Source organism: Kitasatospora sp. NPDC033851, assembly GCF_055576085.1.
In genome coordinates, this window is record NZ_JBVIRL010000017.1 from 71,709 (window position 1) to 92,424 (window position 20,716).

General features: G+C 73.7%; 22 protein-coding genes. 11 read left to right on the forward strand and 11 right to left on the reverse strand.

The features are described 5' to 3' along the window. Nucleotides 1-49: 49 nt before the first annotated feature. Nucleotides 50-793: an SDR family oxidoreductase gene (locus ACZ51D_RS28370; protein ID WP_465663828.1), complete on the reverse strand. Its 744-nt coding sequence runs from the start codon at nt 791-793 to the stop codon at nt 50-52. Nucleotides 794-903: 110 nt separating this feature from the next. Between ACZ51D_RS28370 and ACZ51D_RS28375 the strand changes: the two genes are divergently transcribed. After that, a complete protein-coding gene (locus ACZ51D_RS28375; protein WP_465618644.1) occupies nt 904-1,578 on the forward strand; it encodes a TetR/AcrR family transcriptional regulator in 675 nt (224 codons plus the stop codon). Nucleotides 1,579-1,814: 236 nt separating this feature from the next. Here ACZ51D_RS28375 and ACZ51D_RS28380 read toward each other — a convergent pair whose 3' ends face one another. Beyond that, nucleotides 1,815-2,456 (reverse strand): class I SAM-dependent methyltransferase, encoded by a 642-nt coding sequence (locus ACZ51D_RS28380; protein ID WP_465663829.1) that lies wholly within the window; start codon nt 2,454-2,456, stop codon nt 1,815-1,817. A gap of 9 nt (nt 2,457-2,465) precedes the next feature. Beyond that, entirely contained in the window at nt 2,466-3,131 is a 666-nt protein-coding gene (def, locus tag ACZ51D_RS28385; RefSeq protein WP_465663884.1) for a peptide deformylase, read from the reverse strand. 26 nt (nt 3,132-3,157) lie between these two features. Between def and ACZ51D_RS28390 the strand changes: the two genes are divergently transcribed. Next, nucleotides 3,158-3,739, forward strand: a complete 582-nt coding sequence (locus tag ACZ51D_RS28390) for a helix-turn-helix domain-containing protein (RefSeq protein WP_465618640.1) — start codon at nt 3,158-3,160, stop codon at nt 3,737-3,739. Between the two features lie 58 nt (nt 3,740-3,797). On the opposite strand, the gene ACZ51D_RS28395 is transcribed toward ACZ51D_RS28390, so the two are convergent. From ACZ51D_RS28395 to ACZ51D_RS28415, 5 genes are all read right to left on the reverse strand, one after another. After that, on the reverse strand, nt 3,798-4,334 hold the full coding sequence (locus ACZ51D_RS28395) for a hypothetical protein (protein WP_465663830.1): 537 nt from the start codon (nt 4,332-4,334) through the stop codon (nt 3,798-3,800). Between the two features lie 193 nt (nt 4,335-4,527). Next, nucleotides 4,528-5,463, reverse strand: coding sequence for a hydroxymethylbilane synthase (gene hemC, locus ACZ51D_RS28400; RefSeq protein WP_465618636.1), 936 nt, complete (start codon nt 5,461-5,463; stop codon nt 4,528-4,530). Between the two features lie 93 nt (nt 5,464-5,556). Continuing rightward, nucleotides 5,557-5,799, reverse strand: a complete 243-nt coding sequence (locus ACZ51D_RS28405; RefSeq protein WP_465618634.1) for a hypothetical protein — start codon at nt 5,797-5,799, stop codon at nt 5,557-5,559. Between the two features lie 107 nt (nt 5,800-5,906). Continuing rightward, entirely contained in the window at nt 5,907-8,216 is a 2,310-nt protein-coding gene (locus tag ACZ51D_RS28410) for an ABC transporter permease (RefSeq protein ID WP_465663831.1), read from the reverse strand. 73 nt (nt 8,217-8,289) lie between these two features. After that, entirely contained in the window at nt 8,290-9,015 is a 726-nt protein-coding gene (locus ACZ51D_RS28415; protein ID WP_465618630.1) for an ABC transporter ATP-binding protein, read from the reverse strand. Between the two features lie 118 nt (nt 9,016-9,133). Between ACZ51D_RS28415 and ACZ51D_RS28420 the strand changes: the two genes are divergently transcribed. From ACZ51D_RS28420 to ACZ51D_RS28445, 6 genes are all read left to right on the forward strand, one after another. Further along, nucleotides 9,134-9,997 (forward strand): sensor histidine kinase, encoded by an 864-nt coding sequence (locus tag ACZ51D_RS28420; RefSeq protein WP_465618628.1) that lies wholly within the window; start codon nt 9,134-9,136, stop codon nt 9,995-9,997. Nucleotides 9,998-10,068: 71 nt separating this feature from the next. Beyond that, on the forward strand, nt 10,069-10,770 hold the full coding sequence (locus ACZ51D_RS28425) for a response regulator (protein WP_465618626.1): 702 nt from the start codon (nt 10,069-10,071) through the stop codon (nt 10,768-10,770). A 185-nt stretch (nt 10,771-10,955) separates the two neighbouring features. Further along, nucleotides 10,956-12,161 carry a cytochrome P450 gene (locus ACZ51D_RS28430; protein ID WP_465663832.1) on the forward strand — a complete coding sequence of 402 codons (1,206 nt, stop codon included), beginning with the start codon at nt 10,956-10,958 and terminating at the stop codon, nt 12,159-12,161. Nucleotides 12,162-12,265: 104 nt separating this feature from the next. Next, nucleotides 12,266-13,426 carry a type III polyketide synthase gene (locus ACZ51D_RS28435; RefSeq protein WP_465663833.1) on the forward strand — a complete coding sequence of 387 codons (1,161 nt, stop codon included), beginning with the start codon at nt 12,266-12,268 and terminating at the stop codon, nt 13,424-13,426. Next, nucleotides 13,423-14,007 carry an NUDIX hydrolase gene (locus ACZ51D_RS28440; protein ID WP_360499346.1) on the forward strand — a complete coding sequence of 195 codons (585 nt, stop codon included), beginning with the start codon at nt 13,423-13,425 and terminating at the stop codon, nt 14,005-14,007. Before ACZ51D_RS28435 ends, ACZ51D_RS28440 begins: the two co-directional genes overlap by 4 nt. 125 nt (nt 14,008-14,132) lie before the next feature. Further along, nucleotides 14,133-14,555: an SHOCT domain-containing protein gene (locus ACZ51D_RS28445; protein ID WP_360499344.1), complete on the forward strand. Its 423-nt coding sequence runs from the start codon at nt 14,133-14,135 to the stop codon at nt 14,553-14,555. A 140-nt stretch (nt 14,556-14,695) separates the two neighbouring features. Here ACZ51D_RS28445 and ACZ51D_RS28450 read toward each other — a convergent pair whose 3' ends face one another. Continuing rightward, entirely contained in the window at nt 14,696-17,224 is a 2,529-nt protein-coding gene (locus tag ACZ51D_RS28450; protein WP_465618621.1) for a Tex family protein, read from the reverse strand. A gap of 168 nt (nt 17,225-17,392) precedes the next feature. On the opposite strand from ACZ51D_RS28450, the gene ACZ51D_RS28455 reads away from it, so the two are divergent. Then, nucleotides 17,393-17,785 (forward strand): PPOX class F420-dependent oxidoreductase, encoded by a 393-nt coding sequence (locus tag ACZ51D_RS28455; protein WP_360499340.1) that lies wholly within the window; start codon nt 17,393-17,395, stop codon nt 17,783-17,785. On the opposite strand, the gene ACZ51D_RS28460 is transcribed toward ACZ51D_RS28455, so the two are convergent. Beyond that, nucleotides 17,772-18,350: a hypothetical protein gene (locus ACZ51D_RS28460; RefSeq protein ID WP_465618618.1), complete on the reverse strand. Its 579-nt coding sequence runs from the start codon at nt 18,348-18,350 to the stop codon at nt 17,772-17,774. The two genes, ACZ51D_RS28455 and ACZ51D_RS28460, sit on opposite strands and share 14 nt — an antisense overlap. A gap of 74 nt (nt 18,351-18,424) precedes the next feature. Here ACZ51D_RS28460 and ACZ51D_RS28465 point away from each other — a divergent pair, with 74 nt between their 5' ends. Beyond that, nucleotides 18,425-19,324: an aminoglycoside phosphotransferase family protein gene (locus ACZ51D_RS28465; protein ID WP_465618616.1), complete on the forward strand. Its 900-nt coding sequence runs from the start codon at nt 18,425-18,427 to the stop codon at nt 19,322-19,324. A gap of 3 nt (nt 19,325-19,327) precedes the next feature. Here the strand turns inward: ACZ51D_RS28465 and ACZ51D_RS28470 are convergent, their stop codons facing one another. Continuing rightward, nucleotides 19,328-20,236, reverse strand: coding sequence for a LysR family transcriptional regulator (locus tag ACZ51D_RS28470; RefSeq protein WP_465663834.1), 909 nt, complete (start codon nt 20,234-20,236; stop codon nt 19,328-19,330). A 72-nt stretch (nt 20,237-20,308) separates the two neighbouring features. On the opposite strand from ACZ51D_RS28470, the gene ACZ51D_RS28475 reads away from it, so the two are divergent. Then, on the forward strand, nt 20,309-20,698 hold the full coding sequence (locus ACZ51D_RS28475) for a RidA family protein (RefSeq protein WP_465663835.1): 390 nt from the start codon (nt 20,309-20,311) through the stop codon (nt 20,696-20,698). The last annotated feature ends 18 nt before the right edge of the window (nt 20,699-20,716 follow it).

Genomic DNA, 20,716 nt, shown 5'->3' on the forward strand with positions numbered 1-20,716 from the left:
TGACAACGGCCCGCCCCGGGAAGCCGCCCCGGAGCGGGCCGCCGCCGGCTCAGCGGCCGGTGGGCAGGTTGGCCCCACCGGTGCAGTCGAACACCACGCCCGTCACGAAGGTGTTGGCCGCCAGCATGTGGATCGCCCGGGCGACGTCCTCGGCGCGGCCGACCCGGCCGACCGGGGTGGTGGCGGCGAGGCCCTCGAAGAGCGCGGTGCGCTGCTCGGCCGGGACACGGTCCCACCACGGGGTGTCGATGACGCCGGGCGAGACCGCGTTGACCCGCAGCGGGGCGAGCTCGACGGCCAGCGGCGGGACCATCGCCTCCAGCGCGCCGTTGATCGCGGCCAGGCCTGCGGTGCCGGGGATGGCGGCGCGGGCGGAGGCGGCGGTGATCAGGGTGACCGAGCCGTCGTTGCGCAGGTGCGGCAGCGCCGCCTGCAGGACGCGGACCTGCGGCCAGAACTTGGCGTCGAAGCCGGTGGCGAGGTCGGCCAGGTCGAGCTGGGCGAACGGGCCACTGCCGGCCGCGCCGCTGACCGCGACGACCAGGTGGTCCACGGTGCCCTCCTCGGCGAAGAAGGCGGCGACGGCGGCGGGGTCGGCCGCGTCCAGCTGACGGCCGGTGATCTTGCCCCCGATCCGGGCGACGGCGGCGTCCAGCCGCTCGCGGTCACGGCCGGTGACCACGACCTCGGCGCCGTCCGCCGCGAAGGCGGTGGCGGCCGCCTCGCCGATGCCCGAGCTGCCGCCCATCACGACGACGTGCTGTCCGGCGAAGTGGTTTGACGCAGTGCTCATGGTGGGGCCTTTCAACTTGTCGAGACCGTCTGTTCCGGTAATGATGTTTGTCGAGACTGCTAGTCTTGTCAAGCAGGGGCAAGAAAACGGGGCAGGAAGAGAGGGCGACCATGAGCGAGACCGAACCCCGAGCGGATCGCGCGGAGCAGGCTGACCAGCCGGAGCAGGCCGACCGGGCGACCGAGCAGGCCGAGCGGGGCCCGTCCACGCGCCCGCACACCGGACGCCGCCGCAACGAGGCCGCCCACCGGGCGATCCTCGACGCCGCCCTCCACCTGCTCGCCGACTCCGACGGCACCCCCGTCACCATCGACGCCATCGCGCGTACGGCCGGCGTCGGCAAGCAGACCGTCTACCGGTGGTGGCCCTCCAAGGGCGCCGTCCTGCTCGACGCCCTCACCGACCGCGCCGACCAGGACGTCCACGGCCCCGACACCGGCACCCTGCGCACCGACCTGCGCGCCTTCGTCGCCACCACCTTCGACGCCGCCCAGCGCAGCACCACCGCCTCCGCCCTGCGCACCCTCGCCCGCGAGGCCGCCCGCGACCCGCACCTCGCCGAGCTCATGCAGACCTTCACCGCCACCCGCCGCACCGCCCTGCGCGAACTCCTCTCCCGGGGACGCGAGCGCGGCGAACTGGCCGGGAACGCCGACCTGGAGCTGATCGTGGACCAGGTCTACGGGGTGTTCTGGTACCGCTTCCTGCTCGGCCACGGACCACTGGACCCGGCCACGGCGGAGCGGCTCGCCGATTCCCTGGTCACCGGGAACGCGGGCGACTGACCGCGCCCTCAGCCTTCGGAACCACCAGCCCCCGCCCGCACACCAGGGGCAGCTACACCCACAGGAAGTCGGCCCGGTCGACTTCTCGCGCGACACTTGCGGCACGGATATGACGGTCGGTCTACATAGTCATCCGGCCCAGCGATGCACGCGCGCGGGAAGTCGGCCACGCCGACTTCCCGCGCGATGGCCCCGGAGCATAACGGCTGGTGGCAGGAGCCCCCTGACGGAGCCGACTACCCGTGCGCCAGCAGGCTGACGTACCCGCGGTCCGGGTGGCCCGGGCAGGGCTGTTCCAGCCGGGTGGTGACGGTGAAGCCGGCCCCGGCCAGCAGCTCGACCAGCCGGTCGGCCGGGACGAGGTGGGAGGTGTACGAGACCGGGTGGCCGTAGCCCGTCGCCGGGTGCAGTCGGGCGTCGCCGATGTGGCCGCCGAGGAGGAGGTGGCCGCCGGGCGCGAGGGCGCGGTGGAACCCGGCGAACAGTGCGGGCAGCAGCTCGGGCGGGGTGTGGTGGACGGAGTACCAGGCGAGGATGCCGCCGAGGGCGCCGTCGGGGAGGTCGAGGGCGGTCATCGTGCCCTGCCGGAACCGGAGTTCGGGGTACGCGCGGCGGGCGAGCGCGACCATCTCGCCCGAGACGTCCACGCCGAAGGCCGACAGCCCCAGACCGTCCAGGTACGCCGTCACCCGCCCCGGGCCGCACCCGAGGTCCGCGACCTCGCCGCCGCCCGAAGCCCGGACCAGTTCGGCGAAGGCGGCGAGCATCGCCCTGGACACCGGGTCCATGCCCTCCGGCGGGACGACCAGGCGGACGTAGTCGGCGGCGACGGTGTCGTACGACTCCCGGACGGCGGCGAGGTGGGCGGGGTCGGTCACCGCGTCGCCCTAACGCCCGGCCTCGGCGGCCTCGGCTGTCTCGGTGGCCTCGGCGGCCCTGGCGGCCTTGGCGGCCCTGGTGGCCCGCTCGGCGAACACCTTCTCGCGCCGGTCGGCGGTCTGCTTCATCATCCGCTTCCGGTCCCGGGCGGAGAGCCGGTCGAGGTACAGGTGGCCGTTCAGGTGGTCGGTCTCGTGCTGGAGGCAGCGGGCGAAGTACCCCGTGCCCTCGATGGTGACGGGATTGCCGTGCTGGTCGACGCCGCGCACGACCGCGTGGGCCGGCCGCGCGAGCCGGGTGTCCGCCCCCGGCACGGACAGGCAGCCCTCGGCGTCCTCGATCAGGCGGCGGCCGGGTTCCTGCTCGTCCACCACCGGGTTGAGCACGTGGCCGACGTGCCGGACGCCGTCGTCGTCGGGGCAGTCGTAGACGAACAGGCGCAGGTCCACGTCCACCTGGTTGGCGGCGAGGCCGCAGCCGTCGGCGACGTACATGGTGGCGAACATGGAGTCGATCAGCCGGGCCAGGCGCTCGCTGCCGAAGTCGTCCTCGGTCGCCGGGCGGCAGGTGCGGCGCAGGATCTCCTCCCCCACTTCGGTGATCCGCAGAACGGTCGGGCGTTCGCGCAGCTCGGACACGGGTGCTCCTTCGGGGGTGGCACGGCTTGCTGTCAGCTTTGCAAAGTAGCAGACTTTGCAAAGTGACCGAAGACCTCATCAGAACCGGCGCCCTCCCCGAGCACGCCGTCCGCACCGCGCTGCTCGAGCTGCTCGCGGAACGCGGCACCCTCACCTCCACCGAGGCGGCCGCCCGGCTCGGCTACAGCTCCGGCCTGTGCTCCTTCCACCTGCGGCAGCTGGCCCGCCACGGGCTGATCGAGGAGGCCCCGGCCACCGACGGGCGGGCCCGGCCGTGGCGCCTGCCGCACGAGCAGCAGCCCGTCCCGGACGACCAGGCGCAAGGCCGGGTGGAAGACCGGACGGAAGACCAGTTCGGCGCGTTGGCCCGCGGCCTGGAGGACGAGAGCTACCGGCGCTGGCTCGCCCGGCGCGCCGAGGCCCCCGCCGACTGGCAGCACGACGAGGCCTTCAGCGCCGTCGTCTACCTGACCCCCGACGAGCTTTCGGCCGTCGGCGAGGCCGTCCGCCAGGTCCTCGCCCGCTACCGGCGTCGCGAGGCCGACCCGGCCGCCCGCCCCGCCGACGCCCGCCCGGTCGCCGCCGTCACCCGCCTCTTCCCGCTCCTCGACGAGCTTCCCGACGGGCTGCCCGAGGAACGGTGAGGGAGCGATGCCCGAGGAACGGTGACCGAGGAGCTACCCGTGCGACGGTGACCGACGCTCAGGCCTGGCGCCAGGACTGCCGGGCCACCGCCCGTACCACCGGCCCGACCAGCAACCCCGCCGCGGCGCCCAGGGCAACCCCCTGCACCCCGTCCCAGACGTCCTGCACATCGCAGGTCCGCCCGATCACCGGCAGCGCGTAGTGCAACGCCGACACCGCGAACGGCAGCGCCGCCGCGCCGAACAGCGCCGTCGTCGCCCGCCGCCGGGTCCCCGCCAGCGCGGCCGCGAAGCCGACCGGGGCGTAGGTCGCCAGCTTGAGCTCGATGTGCCGGACGTGCAGCAGCTCGTACGGCGAGCGCGGCCGCCCGCCCTCGACGGTGCAGTGCCGGACGGCGTCCTCGGAGAGCCGGAACGCCTCCGGCAGCAGCGTCGCCACGACCACCCCGCCGAGCCCGAGCAGCAGCATGAAGCCCACCGCCCAGTGGGCCCGCAACAGCCGCCCCACCGGCCGGTTCAGCAGGGCCGCGGGCGCCAGCGAGAGCAGCAGCCCGGGCCAGAACATCGGCATCCCGCCGATCACCGCACTGATCACGCCTCAACGGACGCCCCACGCGGCTGCTCGGTTCTCGCGACGGGAAAGGTGTTGCCTCGGCCGGGCTGCCGGCGCTGCCGCCGCCGCACTCTGACGATCACACCCACTGGAACGAAGCAGCCGCGGAACGGGCGCACGGCCGCGCGCCGTGCGCGATCCAGTACGCGGTTCGGTGCGCGATCCAGTGAGCGATTCAGTGCGCGATCGAGGTGATCAGCTCCTGCGCCCCCTGCCGCTTGAGCGCCAGGGCCACCGAGGTCCCCAGGTCCTCCGGGCTGAGCGCGCCCGCCCACTCGTGGGCGTCCAGCACCCGCTTGCCGTCCGGGGTGAAGACCCGGCCGCGCAGGGAGAGCCGGCCGTCCGGCTCGGCCTTGGCGTAGCCGGCGATCGGGCTGTTGCAGTGGCCCTGCAGCACGTGCAGGAACATCCGCTCGGCCGCCGCCTCGCGCCAGGTGTCGTGGTGGCCGAGCGTGGTGACGGCGTCGATGGTCGCGGTGTCGTCCTCGCGGCACTGCAGGACGAGGGTCCCGGCGCCGATCGGCGGGCACATCGCCTCGATGCCGAGGACCTCGGTGATCCGTGCCTGCTCGCCGATCCGCTCCAGGCCGGAGACGGCGAGCAGCAGGGCGTCGACGGTGCCGGCCTCGAGCTTGGCGAGCCGGCTGTTGGCGTTGCCGCGGATCGGTACGCATTCCAGGTGCGGGTGGGCGGCGGCGAGTTGGGCGGTGCGGCGGACGGAGGAGGTGCCGATCCGGGTACCGGGCGGGAGTTCGGCCAGGGTCAGGCCGCCGGGGTGGACGAGGGCGTCGCGGATGTCGTCCCGGCGCAGGTAGGCGGCGAAGACGGTGCCGGCGGGCAGCGGGCGGTCGGCGGGCACGTCCTTGAGGCAGTGCACGGCGACGTCGGCTTCCCCGGCGAGCAGCGCGGCGTCGACCTCCTTGGTGAAAGCGCCCTTGCCGCCCAGGGCGGCGAGGTCCCCGGTCCAGCGGTCGCCCGAGGTGGTGACCGGCACCACCTCGGTACGCAGGTCCGGGTGCAGCGCGGCGAGTTCGGCGCGGACCCGGTCGACCTGGGCGAGTGCCATGGGCGAGGAGCGGGAGACGATGCGGATCAGCTCAGCGGTGGCCATGGCGCGATGATAGGCGCCCATACGGTCTCGACCGGGGGTGCCTCGCCCACTCGGCGACACGGCGCGGCACCGCCGCCCGCTGGACGTCCCGCATCAGCTGCCCGACCGCACCGAGCGCCGTACCGGCCGCCACCAGCAGGCTCGCGCCGCTGAACCGGTACCCGTCGGCCGCGCCAGGCCGCGCAGTTGGTCGGCCGGCTGGGTGCGGTCCGCGACCCGCCGCAGGACCGCCGGGTCGACGCCGGGCAGCGGCAGGCTCTGCCCGAGTCGGAACAGCACGACGCCGCCGAGCGTGGCGGCCGCCCTCGGGCCCAATCCGTTACGGCTGACGGGCACTCGCCTCATCTCCCCGGGTGTCGACGGGAGTTGGGACGCGACGGACGGCCGGGCGGTTCCTCGCCCGGCCGTCCGCTCCCGCAGAACCTCACTCGTTGTGCAGAACCTCACTCGTTGTGCAGCACCTCCGCGATCGGCAGCCGGGCCGCCGAGCGGGCCGGGACGAGCGCGCCGAGGACGGCGATCGCGATTCCCGCGAGGGCGAGGGCGGCCAGCAGCGGGGCGCCCCAGACGTCGATCATCGAGTCCGTGAAGTGGATGATCCGGACGTTCTCGACGATCACCCGGTGCACCAGGATCCCGACCGGGATGCCGATGATCCCGCTGGCCACGCCCTGCCAGGCCACCGAGGTGATGGTCATGGCGACGACCTGCCGGGGCGTCATCCCGATCGACTTGAGCATGCCGAGGTCGCGGCGGCGCTCGCGGATGGTGAGCAGCAGCGTGTTGAAGACGCCTAGCGCGGCGACCACCGACAGCAGGACGGTGAAGATCGTGGTGAAGGACTGGATCGCGACGATCGACCCTTCCGTGCCCGCGGTGACCACCGAGGTCGACAGGCTCGGGTCGGCCGCCGAGACCGCGTCCCGGTAGGCCCTGGCGTCGGTGCCGGGGGCGAGCCGTACGTCGTACTCGACCACGTGCGGGTCGGAGGTGAGCAGAGCTGCGGTGGCGGCGTTGGAGGTGAGCGCGTTGGCGTTGCCCTGGGCCTCCTCGCCGACGATGGTGACGGTGGTCTGCCGGCCGTCCAGCAGCAGGGTGACCTTGTCGCCGAGCTTGAGCCCGTGCTGGTCGAGGAAGGCCGGTCCGACCTCGGCCTCGCCCAGCCCGGTCGCCGGGCGGCCCTCGACCACGTCGAGCCGCCGGTGGTCGACCATGGCGTCGCCGCCGTAGAAGTTGGCGAAGACCAGCTGCGGCTGGCCCGCGACGGCGACCCGGAGGAGGCCGCGGACGGAGACCCGGTCGGCGCCGGGGGTGGCGTGCAGCATCGCCTCGGTCTGCTCCTGGGTCAGCCGGGGCGCGACCTTGTTGTCCGAGAAGGCACCGGTCTGCACGTTGATGTGGGTGTACGTGTCGGACGCGGTCATGGACTTGGCCAGGGTGCCGGTCACCCCTGTGGTCACGGTCACGGTGACCACGCCGAGTGCGATCGCCGCCATGGTCAGCGCGGTGCGGGCCGGGCGGGCGAAGGGCTGGCCGAGGCCGAGGCTGACGGCGCGCGGCAGCCGGGTGCCGCTCAGCCAACGCTGGACCTTGAGGCCGCGCCCGCCGCGCGGCGCGCTGCCGGCCGAGATGGCCTCGGCGGCGGAGAGCCGGCGGGCCCGCGAGGCGGGGACGAAGGCGGCGAGCGCGACCAGCAACGGGACGCCGAGCAGGGTCGCGACCGGCAGCCAGCCGGCCGGTTCGATCACGGCGGTGCCGGTCGCGATCCCGCTGAACGCGGTCAGCAGGATCGGGTACGCGGCCGCCCAGCCGGCCGCCGTACCGAGGACGGTGCCGACGACGGCGGGCACCGAGACCATGGTCAGGTAGACCGTGACCACCTGGCGCGGGGTGAAGCCGATCGACTTCAGCACCCCGATGTGCCGGTAGCCGGAGACCACCGCACCACTGACCACGTTGCCGATGATCAGCGCGGCGACGATCAGGCCGAGCACGCCGAAGACCGTCATCAGCGGCAGGTAGGCGTCGGCGCCCGCCGAGAAGGCCTGCTTGAGCACCAGGTAGGACTGCCCGCTGGCGACGGCGTCCCCGGGCAGGCCCTCGGTGGCGTTGGCGAGCGAGGTGGTGAGCTGCTGTTCGGTGCCCGCGTCGGTGAAACGGTAGAGCATCTGCCGGCCGGTGGGGTGCAGGGCGGCCGCCTGCTGGGGGGTGACCCAGCCGCCGGCGGACTGGCTCATCGTGGACGCGGAGCCCACGATGGTGAGCTTGAGCCCGGTGCCGGTGGTGATCGACGTGCCGATGACTCCCTCTGCGGAGCCCCCGGCCGTGGCCATGACCATCTCCCCGGGTGCGGTGGCCCAGCGGCCGGACAGCAGTTCCGCGCGGTCCACCGGCGCGGCCGCCGGGTCGGGCCGGCCGACCAGGGTCAGCGGGCCCGGCGGGTGGCCGGCCCAGTCGGTGGGGATGGTCACCACGGCCTGGTCGAAGGGCCCGGCGGCGGCCTCGACGCCCGGCCGGTGGGCGGTGGCGGCCAGTTGGTCCGCCGAGGCCTTGGCCGGGTCGAAGACGGCGCTGACGTGGGCGCCGTGCTCGGCCTCGAAGGCGGCGTCGAACGGGGCCCGGGCGGCGCTGATCACCGCGAGGGCGAGCAGCACGGTCGCGGTGGAGCAGAAGACGACCAGGCCGATCACGATGGTCTGCACCCGGCGGCGCTTCACCGCCGCCCGCGACGCCCGCCAGACGGCCCCGCTCATGCGCCCACCTCGCTGCGCTCGGCGGGCGCTTCGCGCAACACGCACCTCTTGACGGTTCCCTCGCTTCGCTCGCTCACGACTGGGCCTCCAGCATCCGCTCGCGCGCCACCTTGCCGTCCGCGACCTCGACCAGCCGGCTGGCGCAGCGGGTGGCCAGGTTGGGGTCGTGGGTGACGATCAGCAGGGTCTGGCCGATCTGGTTGAGGTCGATCAGCAGGTCCATCACCTGCTCGCCGGAGCGGCTGTCCAGCGCGCCGGTCGGCTCGTCGGCCAGCAGCAGGGCCGGACGGTTCATCAGGGCCCGGGCCACCGCGACCCGCTGGCGCTCGCCGCCGCTGAGCGCGGCCGGGTAGACGTCCTTGCGGTGGGCGACGCCGAGTTCGTCCAGCAGTTCCAGGGCGCGGCGGCGGGCCTGGCGGGCGGTGGTGCCGGTCAGCTGGGCGGCCAGGGCGACGTTGTCGAGGGCCGGGAGGTCGTCGATCAGGTTGAAGAACTGGAAGATCATGCCGACGTGTCGGCGGCGGAAGAGGGCCAGGCCGGTCTCGTTCAGTTGCCCGAGGTCCTGTCCCTGGACCCGGACGGTGCCGGAGGTGGGCCGGTCCAGGCCGGCCACCATGTTCAGCAGGGTGGACTTGCCGCACCCCGAGGGGCCCATCACGGCGACCGCCTCGCCCGCCCGGATCCGCAGGTCGACGCCGTCGAGGGCCCTGGCGTCGCCGAACTCCTTGTGGACCCCGGACAGCTCGACGACGACCTGCGCGTCGTCCGGCCGGGAGGTCCCGTCGTGGTCGTTGCTCATGGTGGACGACGGTAGGCGCGGGCGCCCCGCCGGTACGTCCCACCCGAGGTGTAACCGCGGGCGGCCGTAGTACCGGGGATGTACGGGCCCGGCACTCCCGGATGATGTGGATCATGCCGTGACCTGGGAAGCTGGTGCCGTGTGGGGAACGGGGTTGGAGTGGGCCGCCGTCGCGGTGGCGGGGACGGCGGGCGTGGGCGCGGGCTGGCTGGCCGTGGCGCTGGCCCGGGCGCGGCGGCTGCACCGGGCGGCCATCGGCGAGCGCGGCTGGCTGCTGGAACGGGAGCGCGAGAGCGCCGCCCGTACCGCCGTGGACGCCGAACGGGCTCGGATCGCCGCCGAGTTGCACGACATCGTCAGCCACAACGTGAGTCTGATGGTGGTGCAGGCCGGGGCGGCGCGCGAGGTGCTGGCCACCATGCCCGAGGAGGCGGCGGCGGCGATGGGCGCCGTCGAGGCCGCCGGGCGGGACGCGATGACCGAACTGCGGCACCTGCTCGGCCTGCTCGCCCCCGCCGCGGACGGCAGCGAGGAGGCGGACGGGGAGGACCTCGCGCCGCAGCCGAGCCTGGGCCGGCTGAGCCCGCTGATCGACCGGTTCGCCTTCGCCGGGCTGCCGGTCGAGGTCCGGATCTCCGGCGAGCCCCGGCCGCTGCCCGCCGGCATCGACGTGACGGCGTACCGGATCGTCCAGGAAGCGCTGACCAACGCGCTCAAGCACGGGGACGGGGTGACGGCGGAGGTGACGGTGCGCTACGCGGACCACTTCCTGCGGGTCGAGGTGCTGAACAGCGGGCCGAGCGTGCTGTCCGGTGCCCCGCCCGGCGCGCCCGCCCCGGCACCGCGGCCGGCCGACGGCGCCGGGCGCGGGCTGATCGGCCTGCGCGAGCGCGTCGCCGTGTACGGCGGGGACCTGGACGCCCGGCGCCGGCTCGGCGGCGGCTACCGGGTCCGCGCCCGCATCCCGCTGGACCGGCCGTGACGGAGCGGGCGACAGCGCGGGCGACCGGGCAGACGACGGAGCAGACGACGGAGCAGACGACGGAGGGCACCGTGGAGGAAGAGCACCAGGAGCGCCGCCCCCGGGTGGTGATCGCCGACGACCAGGAGCTGGTCCGCACCGGCTTCCGGATGATCCTGACCGCGCGCGGCATCGACGTGGTCGCCGAGGCCGGCGACGGCGCCGGGGCGGTGGCCGCCGCCGTCCTGCACCGGCCGGACGTCGCCCTGCTGGACATCCGGATGCCCGGCATGGACGGCCTGGAGGCCGCCCGGCGCATCCTCGCCCGGGTACCGGACTGCCGGGTGATCATGCTGACCACCTTCGACCTCGACCACTACGTCTACGCCGCCCTGTCCGCCGGGGCCAGCGGCTTCCTGCTCAAGGACGTCACCTCCGCCCACCTCGCCGCCGCCGTACGGCTGGTGGACACCGGGGACGCCCTGCTCGCGCCCTCGATCACCCGACGGCTGGTCGAGCGCTTCGCGGCCGGCGCCCCGCGTCCGGCTCCCGGTGCCGACGGCCCGCCGCTGCACCGCGACCTCGCCCCGCTCACCCCGCGCGAGGCGGAGGTGCTCGCCCTGCTCGGACGCGGGCTCTCCAACACCGAGTTGGCGCGCGAACTCACCCTCAGCGAGTCGACGGTGAAGACGCACGTGGCCCGGATCTTCGCCAAGCTGAACCTGCGCGACCGGGCGCAGGCGGTGGTCCTCGCCTACGAGACCGGGCTGGTCGCACGGGGCGGCGGCGGCTGACCATCAACTCGCCTCACAAATACGGCAGTTCACATGACAATCATTCATCTCACTCATTAGAGCTAACTCCACGTCGAATCCCCCGTTTTGCCAGTTCATGGGGCAACATCTGCATGTCCGCGCCCGAACGGAAGATCCACCGCGGGCGGCATCACCCGGCATGACGAAGACCATTGGACAGGCCCGTGACCACCACTCCCCTCGTGTGGGACTGCCCCTTCCACCACACCGACGGCCTGGAGTTCGACCCCCTCCTCAAGCGGCTGCTCACCGAGGCCCCGATCGCCCGGATCCGGCTGCCGCACGGCGAGGGCGAGGCCTGGCTGGCCACCCGCTACGAGGACGTCCGGGTGGTCACCACCGACCGCCGCTTCAGCCGCGCCGCGGGCATCGGCCGCGACCTGCCCCGGATGACGCCCGCCCCGATCGCCCAGTCCGAGGCGATCAACCTGATGGACCCGCCCGCCCACAACCGGCTCCGCCGACTGGTCGCCCAGGGCTTCACCAACCGCCAGGTCGAGCGGATGCGCCCCGCCACCCAGCGGACCGTCGACGGCTATTACGACGAGATGGCGGAGCACGGCTCCCCCGCCGACCTGATGCACTTCCTGGCCGCCCGGCTCCCGCTCACCACCATCTGCGAGCTGCTGGACATCCCCGAAGCCGACCGCGCCGAACTCCGCGGCCACGCCGTCGCGATGATGCGGATGGGCCCGGCCAGCCGGGACGGCCAGGAAGCCGCCAAGGCCGCCCTGCGCGGCTACTTCAGCGAGCTGACCGCCGCCCGCCGCGCCGACCCCGGCGAGGACCTGATCAGCGCCCTCGCCACTGCCCGCGACGGCGACGAACTGCTCGACGCCGACGAACTGACCGTCATGGCGATGGTCCTGCTGGTCACCGGCCACGACACCAGCACCTACCAGCTCGGCAACATCACCTACACCCTGCTCACCCACCCCGAGCAGCTCGCCAAGCTCCGCGCCCAGCCCGACCTGCTGCCGCGCGCCCTGGAGGAGCTGCTGCGCTTCATCCCGTTCCGCCAGGGCGTCGGCATCGCCCGGGTCGCCACCGAGGACGTCGAGCTGGGCAGGGTGCTGATCCGGGCCGGCGAGGCGGTGCACGTCTCCTACCTGACCGCCAACCGAGACCCGGCGGTCTACGAGCGCCCCGACGAGCTGGACCTCGACCGCGGCGAGCCCACCCACATGGCCTTCGGCTACGGCCAGCACCACTGCCTCGGCTCGCACCTCGCCCGGATGGAGCTGCAGGTCGCCATCGGCACCCTGCTGCGGCGCTTCCCCGACCTGCGGCTGGCCGCCGAACCCGCCGACCTCGACTGGGACTCCGGCTCGATCTGGCGGTTCCCGCGCACCCTGCCGGTGGCCTGGTAGCAGCTCCCCCGCCCGCCACCGCCGCGCCCGCCACCGCCGCCGCGCCCGTACCGTTCCAGGCATCCACCGGCCTGCCCGCAGGCCCCCAGGGGAGACCCACGCCCATGGCAACACTCTGCCGCCCCGCCATCGCCGTACCCGAGCACGTCATCACCCTCGACGAGACCCTCGCCCTGGCCCGCACCCTGCACGCCGGCCACCCCGAACTCGGCCTGGCCCTGCGGCTGATCGAGAACACCGGGGTGCGGACCCGGCACCTGGTCCAGCCGATCGAGCGGACCCTCACCCACCCGGGCTTCACCGTCCGCAACGAGGTGTACGAGCGCGAGGCCAAGCGCCGCGTCCCCGAGGCGATCGAACGCGCCCTCGAGTACGCCGAGTTGACCGCCCGGGACATCGACCTGATGGTCTACGTGTCCTGCACCGGCTTCATGATGCCGTCGATGACCGCATGGCTGATCAACACCATGGGCTTCCGCTCCGACACCCGCCAGGTGCCCATCGCCCAGCTCGGCTGCGCGGCCGGCGGCGCCGCCGTCAACCGCGCGCACGACTTCTGCCGCGCCTACCCGGGCGCCAACGTGCTCATCGTCGCCTGCGAGTTCTGCTCGCTCTGCTACCAGCCGACCGACCTCGGCGTGGGCTCACTGCTCTCCAACGGCCTGTTCGGGGACGCGGTGGCCGCCGTGGTGATGCGCGGGCACGGCGGGCGCGGCGTGCAGATCGAGCGCAACGGCTCGCACCTCGTCCCGGGCACCGAGGACTGGATCTCGTACGGGGTGAGGGACACCGGCTTCCACTTCCAGCTGGACCGGCGGGTGCCCGGCACGATGGAGATGCTCGCGCCCGCACTGCGCGGCCTGGCCGGCGAGCACGGCTGGGACGTCTCCGGGCTCGGCTTCTACATCGTGCACGCCGGCGGCCCACGCATCCTGGACGACCTGTGCCGCTTCCTCAACCTGGAGCCGGCCACCTTCCGCTACAGCCGCGCGACGCTCACCGAGCGCGGCAACATCGCCAGCGCCGTCGTCTTCGACGCCCTCGCCCGGCTGTTCAACGACGGCGGCGTCTCCGAGGGCACCACCGGACTGATCGCCGGCTTCGGACCGGGCATCACCGCCGAGATCTCGCTGGGGAGTTGGGTCGGCGCACCGACCGACACGCTGCGCCCGCGCCGGCCGCGCGCCATCTCCACGTCCGACATCGCCCTCGTCCATCCGACCGCTCCCCGCCGTTTCCCGACCGGCACTACGATCACCGAATGACCGACACCACGGACCGCACCGACACCTCCGCCAGAGCCGCCGAACTCGCCGCCCGCTTCCCGGCGTTGCACGCGCCGCAGCACTGGAGCTGGGGACGGTACGACGCGCAGTTCTCCATCGAGATGCCGCCGGACTCACTGGTCACCAACATCCACCTGGTCGGTTTCGCGGACGGCGAGGTGGTGCTCTGCCGGGACGACCGGGACCACTGGTTCCTGCCCGGCGGCACCCGCGAGCAGGACGAGAGCGTCGCCTCCTGCCTGGAGCGCGAACTGCGCGAGGAGGCGGGCGCCCGGCTGCTCGGCGAGCCGGGCTGGCTGGGCGCGCACCGCTGCCGCACCGACGATCCGGTGCCGTACCGGCCGTGGCAGCCACACCCGGAGAAGGCCTGGCTGTGGGGCTGGGGCGAGGTCGTGCTGGAGTCCTCGCCGACCAACCCGGCGGACGGCGAGCAGGTGGTCGAGGTCCGTACGGTCCCCGTCGCCGAGGCGCAGCGGCTGCTGCTGAGCGGGCACGACGCCTGGTGGGGCGAGCTGATCGGCCTGGCGGTCGAACTGCGGGGCCGGGCCGGACGGGGCTGAGGCCGAGCCGGCCCTGACCGGGCCGAGGCCGTCGCCCGGCCGAGGTATTCCCGCGGTCGGGGAAGACCACTGGAACGGCGGAGCATCGGGCGACGATGTCCGTTTTGTGGTGATATGACTCATCCATGGACACCACATCGCTGGCCGTGGACTACCCGGTGCTCAACATCTTCTGGACGATGCTGGAGCTGTTCCTCTGGATCCTCTGGTTCTTCCTGCTGTTCAAGATCATCACGGACATCTTCCGCAGCCACGACCTCAGCGGCTGGGGCAAGGCCGGCTGGCTGGTCCTGGTGATCTTCCTGCCGCTGATCGGCATCCTCGCGTACCTGATCGCACGCGGGCAATCGATGAGCACACGCGACATCGAGCAGGCGCAACGGTCCGAAGCCGCGTTCAAGTCCTACATCCGGGACGCGGCCGGGACGGAGCCGACCGCCGGCGGCGGCAGCCACGTCGACGACCTGGCGAAACTCGCGGCCCTCAAGGAGAAGGGCGCCATCTCCGACGAGGAGTACCAGAAGGCCAAGGACAAACTCCTGGTCTGACCGGCACCGCACTGCGACGGGCACTGCGACCGGCACGACGGCGGGGCCGGTGGACGCGCGAACGTCCACCGGCCCCGCCTTCGTTCACCCGGCCGGTCAGCACCGGTTCAGCGCCGCCCGGAGTGCCGGTCAGCGCCGGTTCAGCGCCGCCCGGAGCGCCGGTCGCCCGCGCCGCCGGCGCCGCCGGCGCCGCCACCGGTCAGGCCGGCCCGGCGCAGCGCGTCCGCCATGGCACTGTTGGCCGGTGCCGCGCCGCCGCCACCCTGACCGCCCTGGCCGCCACCGCGCCGGTCCTGGCCACCGCGTCCGCCCTGACCACCCTGGTTACCCTGGCCGCCCTGGCCGCCCTGGCCGCCCTGCCCGCTGCCGCGCCGCTCCTGGCGCGGCGGACGGGCCTGCCGCTCGCCCCGGTCCGCACGGTCACCGCGGTCGCCGCCCCGGTCGCCGCGCTCGCGCCCGACCTCGTCGTCCAGCCGCAGGGTGAGCCCGATCCGCTTGCGCGGCACGTCCACCGTGAGCACCCGGACCTTCACGATGTCGCCGGGCTTGACCACCTCGCGCGGGTCCTTGACGAAGTTCCTGGACAGCGCCGAGACGTGCACCAGCCCGTCCTGGTGGACGCCCACGTCCACGAAGGCGCCGAAGGCGGCGACATTGGTGACCACGCCCTCCAGCACCATGCCGACCTCCAGGTCGCCGATCTTGTCGACGCCCTCCTTGAAGACCGCGGTGCGGAAGGCCGGGCGCGGGTCGCGGCCGGGCTTGTCCAGTTCGCCGAGGATGTCGGTGACGGTCGGGACGCCGAAGGTGTCGTCCGCGAAGTCGCCGGGCTTCAGCGCCCGCAGCGCGGCGCCGTTGCCGATCAGCTCGCGCAGTTCCCCGCCGGTCGCGGCGAGGATGCGGCGCACCACCGGGTAGGCCTCGGGGTGCACGCTGGAGGCGTCCAGCGGGTCCTCGCCGCCGGGGATGCGCAGGAAGCCCGCGCACTGCTCGAAGGCCTTGGGGCCGAGCCGGGCGACGTCCTTGAGCTGCTTGCGGGTGTGGAACGGGCCGTTGGCGTCGCGGTGGGCGACGATGTTGTCGGCGAGCGTGCCGGTGATCCCGGAGACCCGGGTGAGCAGCGGCGCCGAGGCGGTGTTGACGTCCACGCCGACGGCGTTGACGCAGTCCTCGACCACGGCGTCCAGCGAGCGGGAGAGCTTCACCTCGCTCAGGTCGTGCTGGTACTGGCCGACGCCGATCGACTTGGGGTCGATCTTGACCAGTTCGGCCAGCGGGTCCTGGAGACGGCGGGCGATCGAGACCGCGCCGCGGATCGACACGTCCAGCTCCGGCAGCTCCTGCGAGGCGAACGCGGAGGCCGAGTAGACCGAGGCGCCGGCCTCGCTGACCATCGCCTTGGTGAGGTTCAGCTCGGGGTGGCGCTTGATCAGGTCCTCGGCGAGCTTGTCGGTCTCCCGGGAGGCGGTGCCGTTGCCGATCGCGACCAGGTCGACGTCGTGCTTCTTCGCCAGCGCCGCCAGGGTGTGCAGGGCCGCGTCCCACTTGTTGGCGGGCTGGTGCGGGTAGATCGTGTCGTACGCGACGACCTTGCCGGTGGCGTCCACCACGGCGACCTTCACACCGGTGCGGAAGCCCGGGTCCAGGCCCATGGTGGCGCGGGTGCCGGCCGGGGCGGCGAGCAGCAGGTCGCGCAGGTTGGCGGCGAAGACGCGCACCGCCTCGTCCTCGGCCTCGGCGCGCAGCCGGGCGCGCTGGTCGATGCCGAGGCGCACCAGGATCCGGGTGCGCCAGGCCCAGCGGACGGTGTCGCCGAGCCACTTGTCGGCCGGGCGGCCGCGGTCGGCGATGCCGAAGCGGGCGGCGATCCGCTGCTCGTAGTCGTTCTCGCCGGGCAGGTCACCCTCGGACTCGCCGTCGTAGGGCGAGAGTTCGAGGTCGAGCACCTCCTCCTTCTCGCCGCGCAGCATCGCCAGGATGCGGTGCGAGGGGAGCTTGGTGAACGGCTCGGAGAAGTCGAAGTAGTCGGCGAACTTGGCGCCGTCCTGCTCCTTGCCGGCGCGGACCGTGGCGACCACGCGGCCGCGGGTCCACATCCGCTCGCGCAGCGAGCCGACCAGGTCGGCGTCCTCGCCGAAGCGCTCGACCAGGATCGCCCGGGCGCCCTCCAGGGCCGCCGGGGCGTCCGCCACCGACTCGTTGAGGTACCCGCCGGCGAGCGCCGTCGGATCCTGCGAGGGGTCGGCGAGCAGGGTGTCGGCCAGCGGCTCCAGCCCCGCCTCGCGGGCGATCTGCGCCTTGGTGCGCCGCTTCGGCTTGAACGGCAGGTAGATGTCCTCCAGCCGGGCCTTGGAGTCGGCGGCCAGCACCCGGGCGCGCAGCGCGTCGTCCAGCTTGCCCTGGGACTCGATCGACTCCAGGACGGCCGCCCGGCGTTCCTCCAGTTCGCGCAGGTAGCGCAGCCGCTCCTCCAGGCTGCGCAGCTGGGCGTCGTCGAGGGAGCCGGTGACCTCCTTGCGGTAGCGGGCCACGAAGGGAACGGTCGAGCCGCCGTCGAGCAAGTCGACGGCCGCCTTCACCTGCCCCTCGCGGACGCCCAGTTCCTCGGCGATCTTGCGCTCGATCGCCTGTTGGGCCTGGCGGGCCACCTGTTCGGCTGGCGTGGTCACGAAGCCGGTCACCTTCTCCTTCAGTGCTTTCGCCGTTACGCCCTGCATTCTGGCAGGTGCCGACGACGACGCCCGGCCGTACCCGGGGCGGCCGGGCGTGGCGTGCCCGGCCGGCGGCCCCAAGAAGGCTCAAGCGATGCCCAGTTGCCGCTTCCTAGGCTGGCGGGCATGGACACTCTGGACGCTGCCGCCGAGGTGGAGCGGCTCGCCGCCGCCAAGTACCTGCTGTTCACCACCTACCGGAGGAACGGCACCCCGGTCGCCACCCCGGTCTGGGTCGCGCGGGACGGCGACGCGCTGGTCTTCACCACCGTGACGAAGACCGGCAAGGTCAAGCGCCTGCGCAACCGCTCCGACGTGCTGGTCGGCCCGAGCGACATCCGCGGCAACCTGCTCGGCGCCCAGGTCCCGGCCACCGCCGTGCTCGACCCGGCCCGGGCGCCCGCCTACCGCAAGCTGCTGCGGCGCAAGTACGGGCTGCTGTGCGCGATCGCGCTGACCGCGAACGTGCTGCGCTTCGGCAAGGGCGGCACGGTCGGGGTGCGGGTCACTCCAGTGTGAGCGAGCCGTCGGGCCGGCCGTCGGCGGCGAGGTCGATCACCGTCGTCCGGCTGCCGTAGGTCAGCCTGATCCGGTCCGGGCCGTCCCAGGCGGCGTCGACCCCGTCGCCGTACCGGAAGCCCGCGTAGGCGACCTGCCAGCGGCGGGTGGTCAGGCCGGTGCCCTGGTCGACGAAGACCCACTGGGCGGTGCTGAGCATCCCGGGCTCCTCCTGCCGGACGATCCGCCGGTCGGAGCGGTCGGGTGCCGGCCGCGTCGCGGTGGACCGCGGGTCGTCGAGGAAGATCCACAGCGGCACCGTCGCCGCGGCCGTCAGCAGCACGCCGACGCCCAGGACCACCCGGATCCAGGCCGACCAGGTGACGCAGTACAGCACCACCAGCAGCAGCGGCAGCGCGACGGTGCACAGCAGCAGCGGCCGGTCGAACCAGTCGCGCAGCACCAGCAGGCCGCCCGGGCGCTCGCTGTATTGCCCGACCGCACCGAGCAGGACGAGCAGCGCCAGCACGGCCAGGGCCGCGTGCAGGGCCCGGCGTTCTCCCGGCGTCCGCTGACTGATCACCATGCCGTCAGCCTATAAGTCCGCACACTTCGGGAATACGCCTGAACGAAAACGGCCGGAGCTGTACGCTGCCGGGCATGTGCGCTGCCACCCGGATGCACCCCAACGAGCCGGTGGTCGACGCGGCCCTGGTGAGACGCCTGATCTCCGCCCAGTTCCCGCAGTGGGAGCGCCTTCCCATCACGCCGGTCGGCTCCGCCGGGACGGACAACGCGATGTTCCGCCTCGGGCCCGAACTCGCCGTCCGGCTGCCCCGGGTGGAGTGGGCGGCCGGAGACGTCCGCCGGGAGCACCAGTGGCTGCCCCGGCTGGCACCACGGCTGCCGCGGCCGGTCCCCGCCCCGCTCGCGATCGGCCGGCCCGCCGCGGGCTACCCGTGGGAGTGGTCGGTGCGGCACTGGATCGACGGCGTCAACCCCGCGGTCGGCGTCCTCGCCGCGCCCGACGCGCTCGCCCGCGACCTGGCCGGCTTCGTCAACGCCCTGCGCACCGTCAACCCGACCGACGCCCCGGCCGGCCACCGCAGCGTCCCGCTCGCCTCCCGGGACGGCGCGACCCGCGCGGCCATCGCCCAGCTCGCCGGCTCCATCGACACCGCGGCCGCAACCGCCCTGTGGGACAAGGCCCTGCGCCTGCCCGACTACGCCGGACCGCCGGTCTGGATGCACGGCGACCTCACCCCCGGCAACCTGCTGGTCTCCCGGACCGGCCGGCTCGCCGCGGTCATCGACTTCGCCCTGATGGGCGTCGGCGACCCGACCGCCGACCTGATCGCCGCCTGGAACCTGCTGCCCGCCGCCGCCCGCCCCGCCTTCCGCGCCGCCCTGCGCGCCGACGACGCCATGTGGGCCCGCGGCCGCGCCTGGGCCTTCTCGATCGCCCTGGTGACGATCCCGTACTACCGGCACACCGACCAAGCCCTGACCGCCAACGCCCGCCACGTCGTCCGCGAGGTGCTCGCCGACCGCAGCGTCTAGAGCCTAGGGCTCCGCCTGCTGCTCCTCGTCGACGGCCGCGAGCAGGTGGCGCACCAGGGGGTTGGGGTCGTTGGCACGCCAGGCGACGGCGACCCGGGTGCGGGCGGTGCCGGGCTCGACGCGGCGGAAGGCGACGCCCCGCAGGCGGATCCGCCGGATGCTCGCCGGGGCCAGCGAGACGCCCAGTCCGGCCCCGACCAGCGCGCACACCGTCTGCCACTCCACCGCGTGCTGCCCGATCCGCGGGGTGAAGCCCGCCCCGGCGCACAGGCCGGTGATCCGGTCGTACAGCTGCGGCCCGTCCTCCCGGGGCAGCAGCACGAACGGCTCGTCCGCCAACTCCGCGAGCCGGGCGGTCCGTCGGCGGGCCTGCGGATGGTGCGCCGGCAGCACGGCCACGAACGGCTCGGTGAGGATCGTCCGGAAGCGCAGCTCCGGCTCGTCCGTCGGCGGTTCGCGCAGCAGCCCCACGTCGATGCTCCGGTCGTGCAGCGCGGCGAGCTGCGGCGCGCTGGTCATCTCGCGCACGTCCAGGTGCACGGCGGGCCGGCGCTGCCGGAAGGTGTCCAGCAGGCCGGGCAGGACGGTCAGGGCGAGGGAGGCGGAGAAGCCGATCCGCAGCCGGCCGGCCTCGCCGCTGCCGACGGCGCGGGCGGCGGCCAGCGCGTCCGCGAGGTCGGTCAGGGCCCGCCGTGCGGCGGGCAGGAGTTCGCGGCCGGCCGGGGTGAGGGCGACGCCGCCGGGGTCGCGCCGGAACAGCGGGTGGCCGACCTTCTCCTCCAGTCGCCGGATCTGCTGGCTCAGCGGCGGCTGGGCGATGCCGAGGCGGGCGGCGGCGTGGCCGAAGTGCAGTTCCTCGGCGAGCACGGCGAAGGCGTGCAGCTGCAGGAGGGGGAGTTCGGGGCGCTCCATACCTCCAGGGATATCAGATCATCCCGCTCGGAGTGTTGGACGTATCCCCGCAGCCCACCTAGCGTTCCCGGCATGACAGAGCGACGCGCGATCCTCAGCGGTTCGACCTTCGAGGAGCAGATCGGCTACGCCCGTGCCGTGGTGGACGGCGACTGGGTCCACGTGTCCGGGACGACCGGGTTCGACTACACGGCCATGACCATCTCCGAGGACGTGGTCGAGCAGGCCGAGCAGTGCCTGCGCAACATCGCGGCCGCGCTGGCCGAGGCGGGCTGCGGCTTCACCGACGTGGTCCGGGTGCGCTACCTGCTGCCCGAGCGCGCGGACTTCGAGCCCTGCTGGCCGGTCCTGCGCCGCTGCTTCGGCGACGTCCGCCCGGCCGCCACGATGCAGGTGTGCGGGCTCGCCGACCCCCGGATGCGGATCGAGATCGAAGTCACCGCCCGTCGGGCGGCGTCCTGACCCGCCCTTCTGACTTTC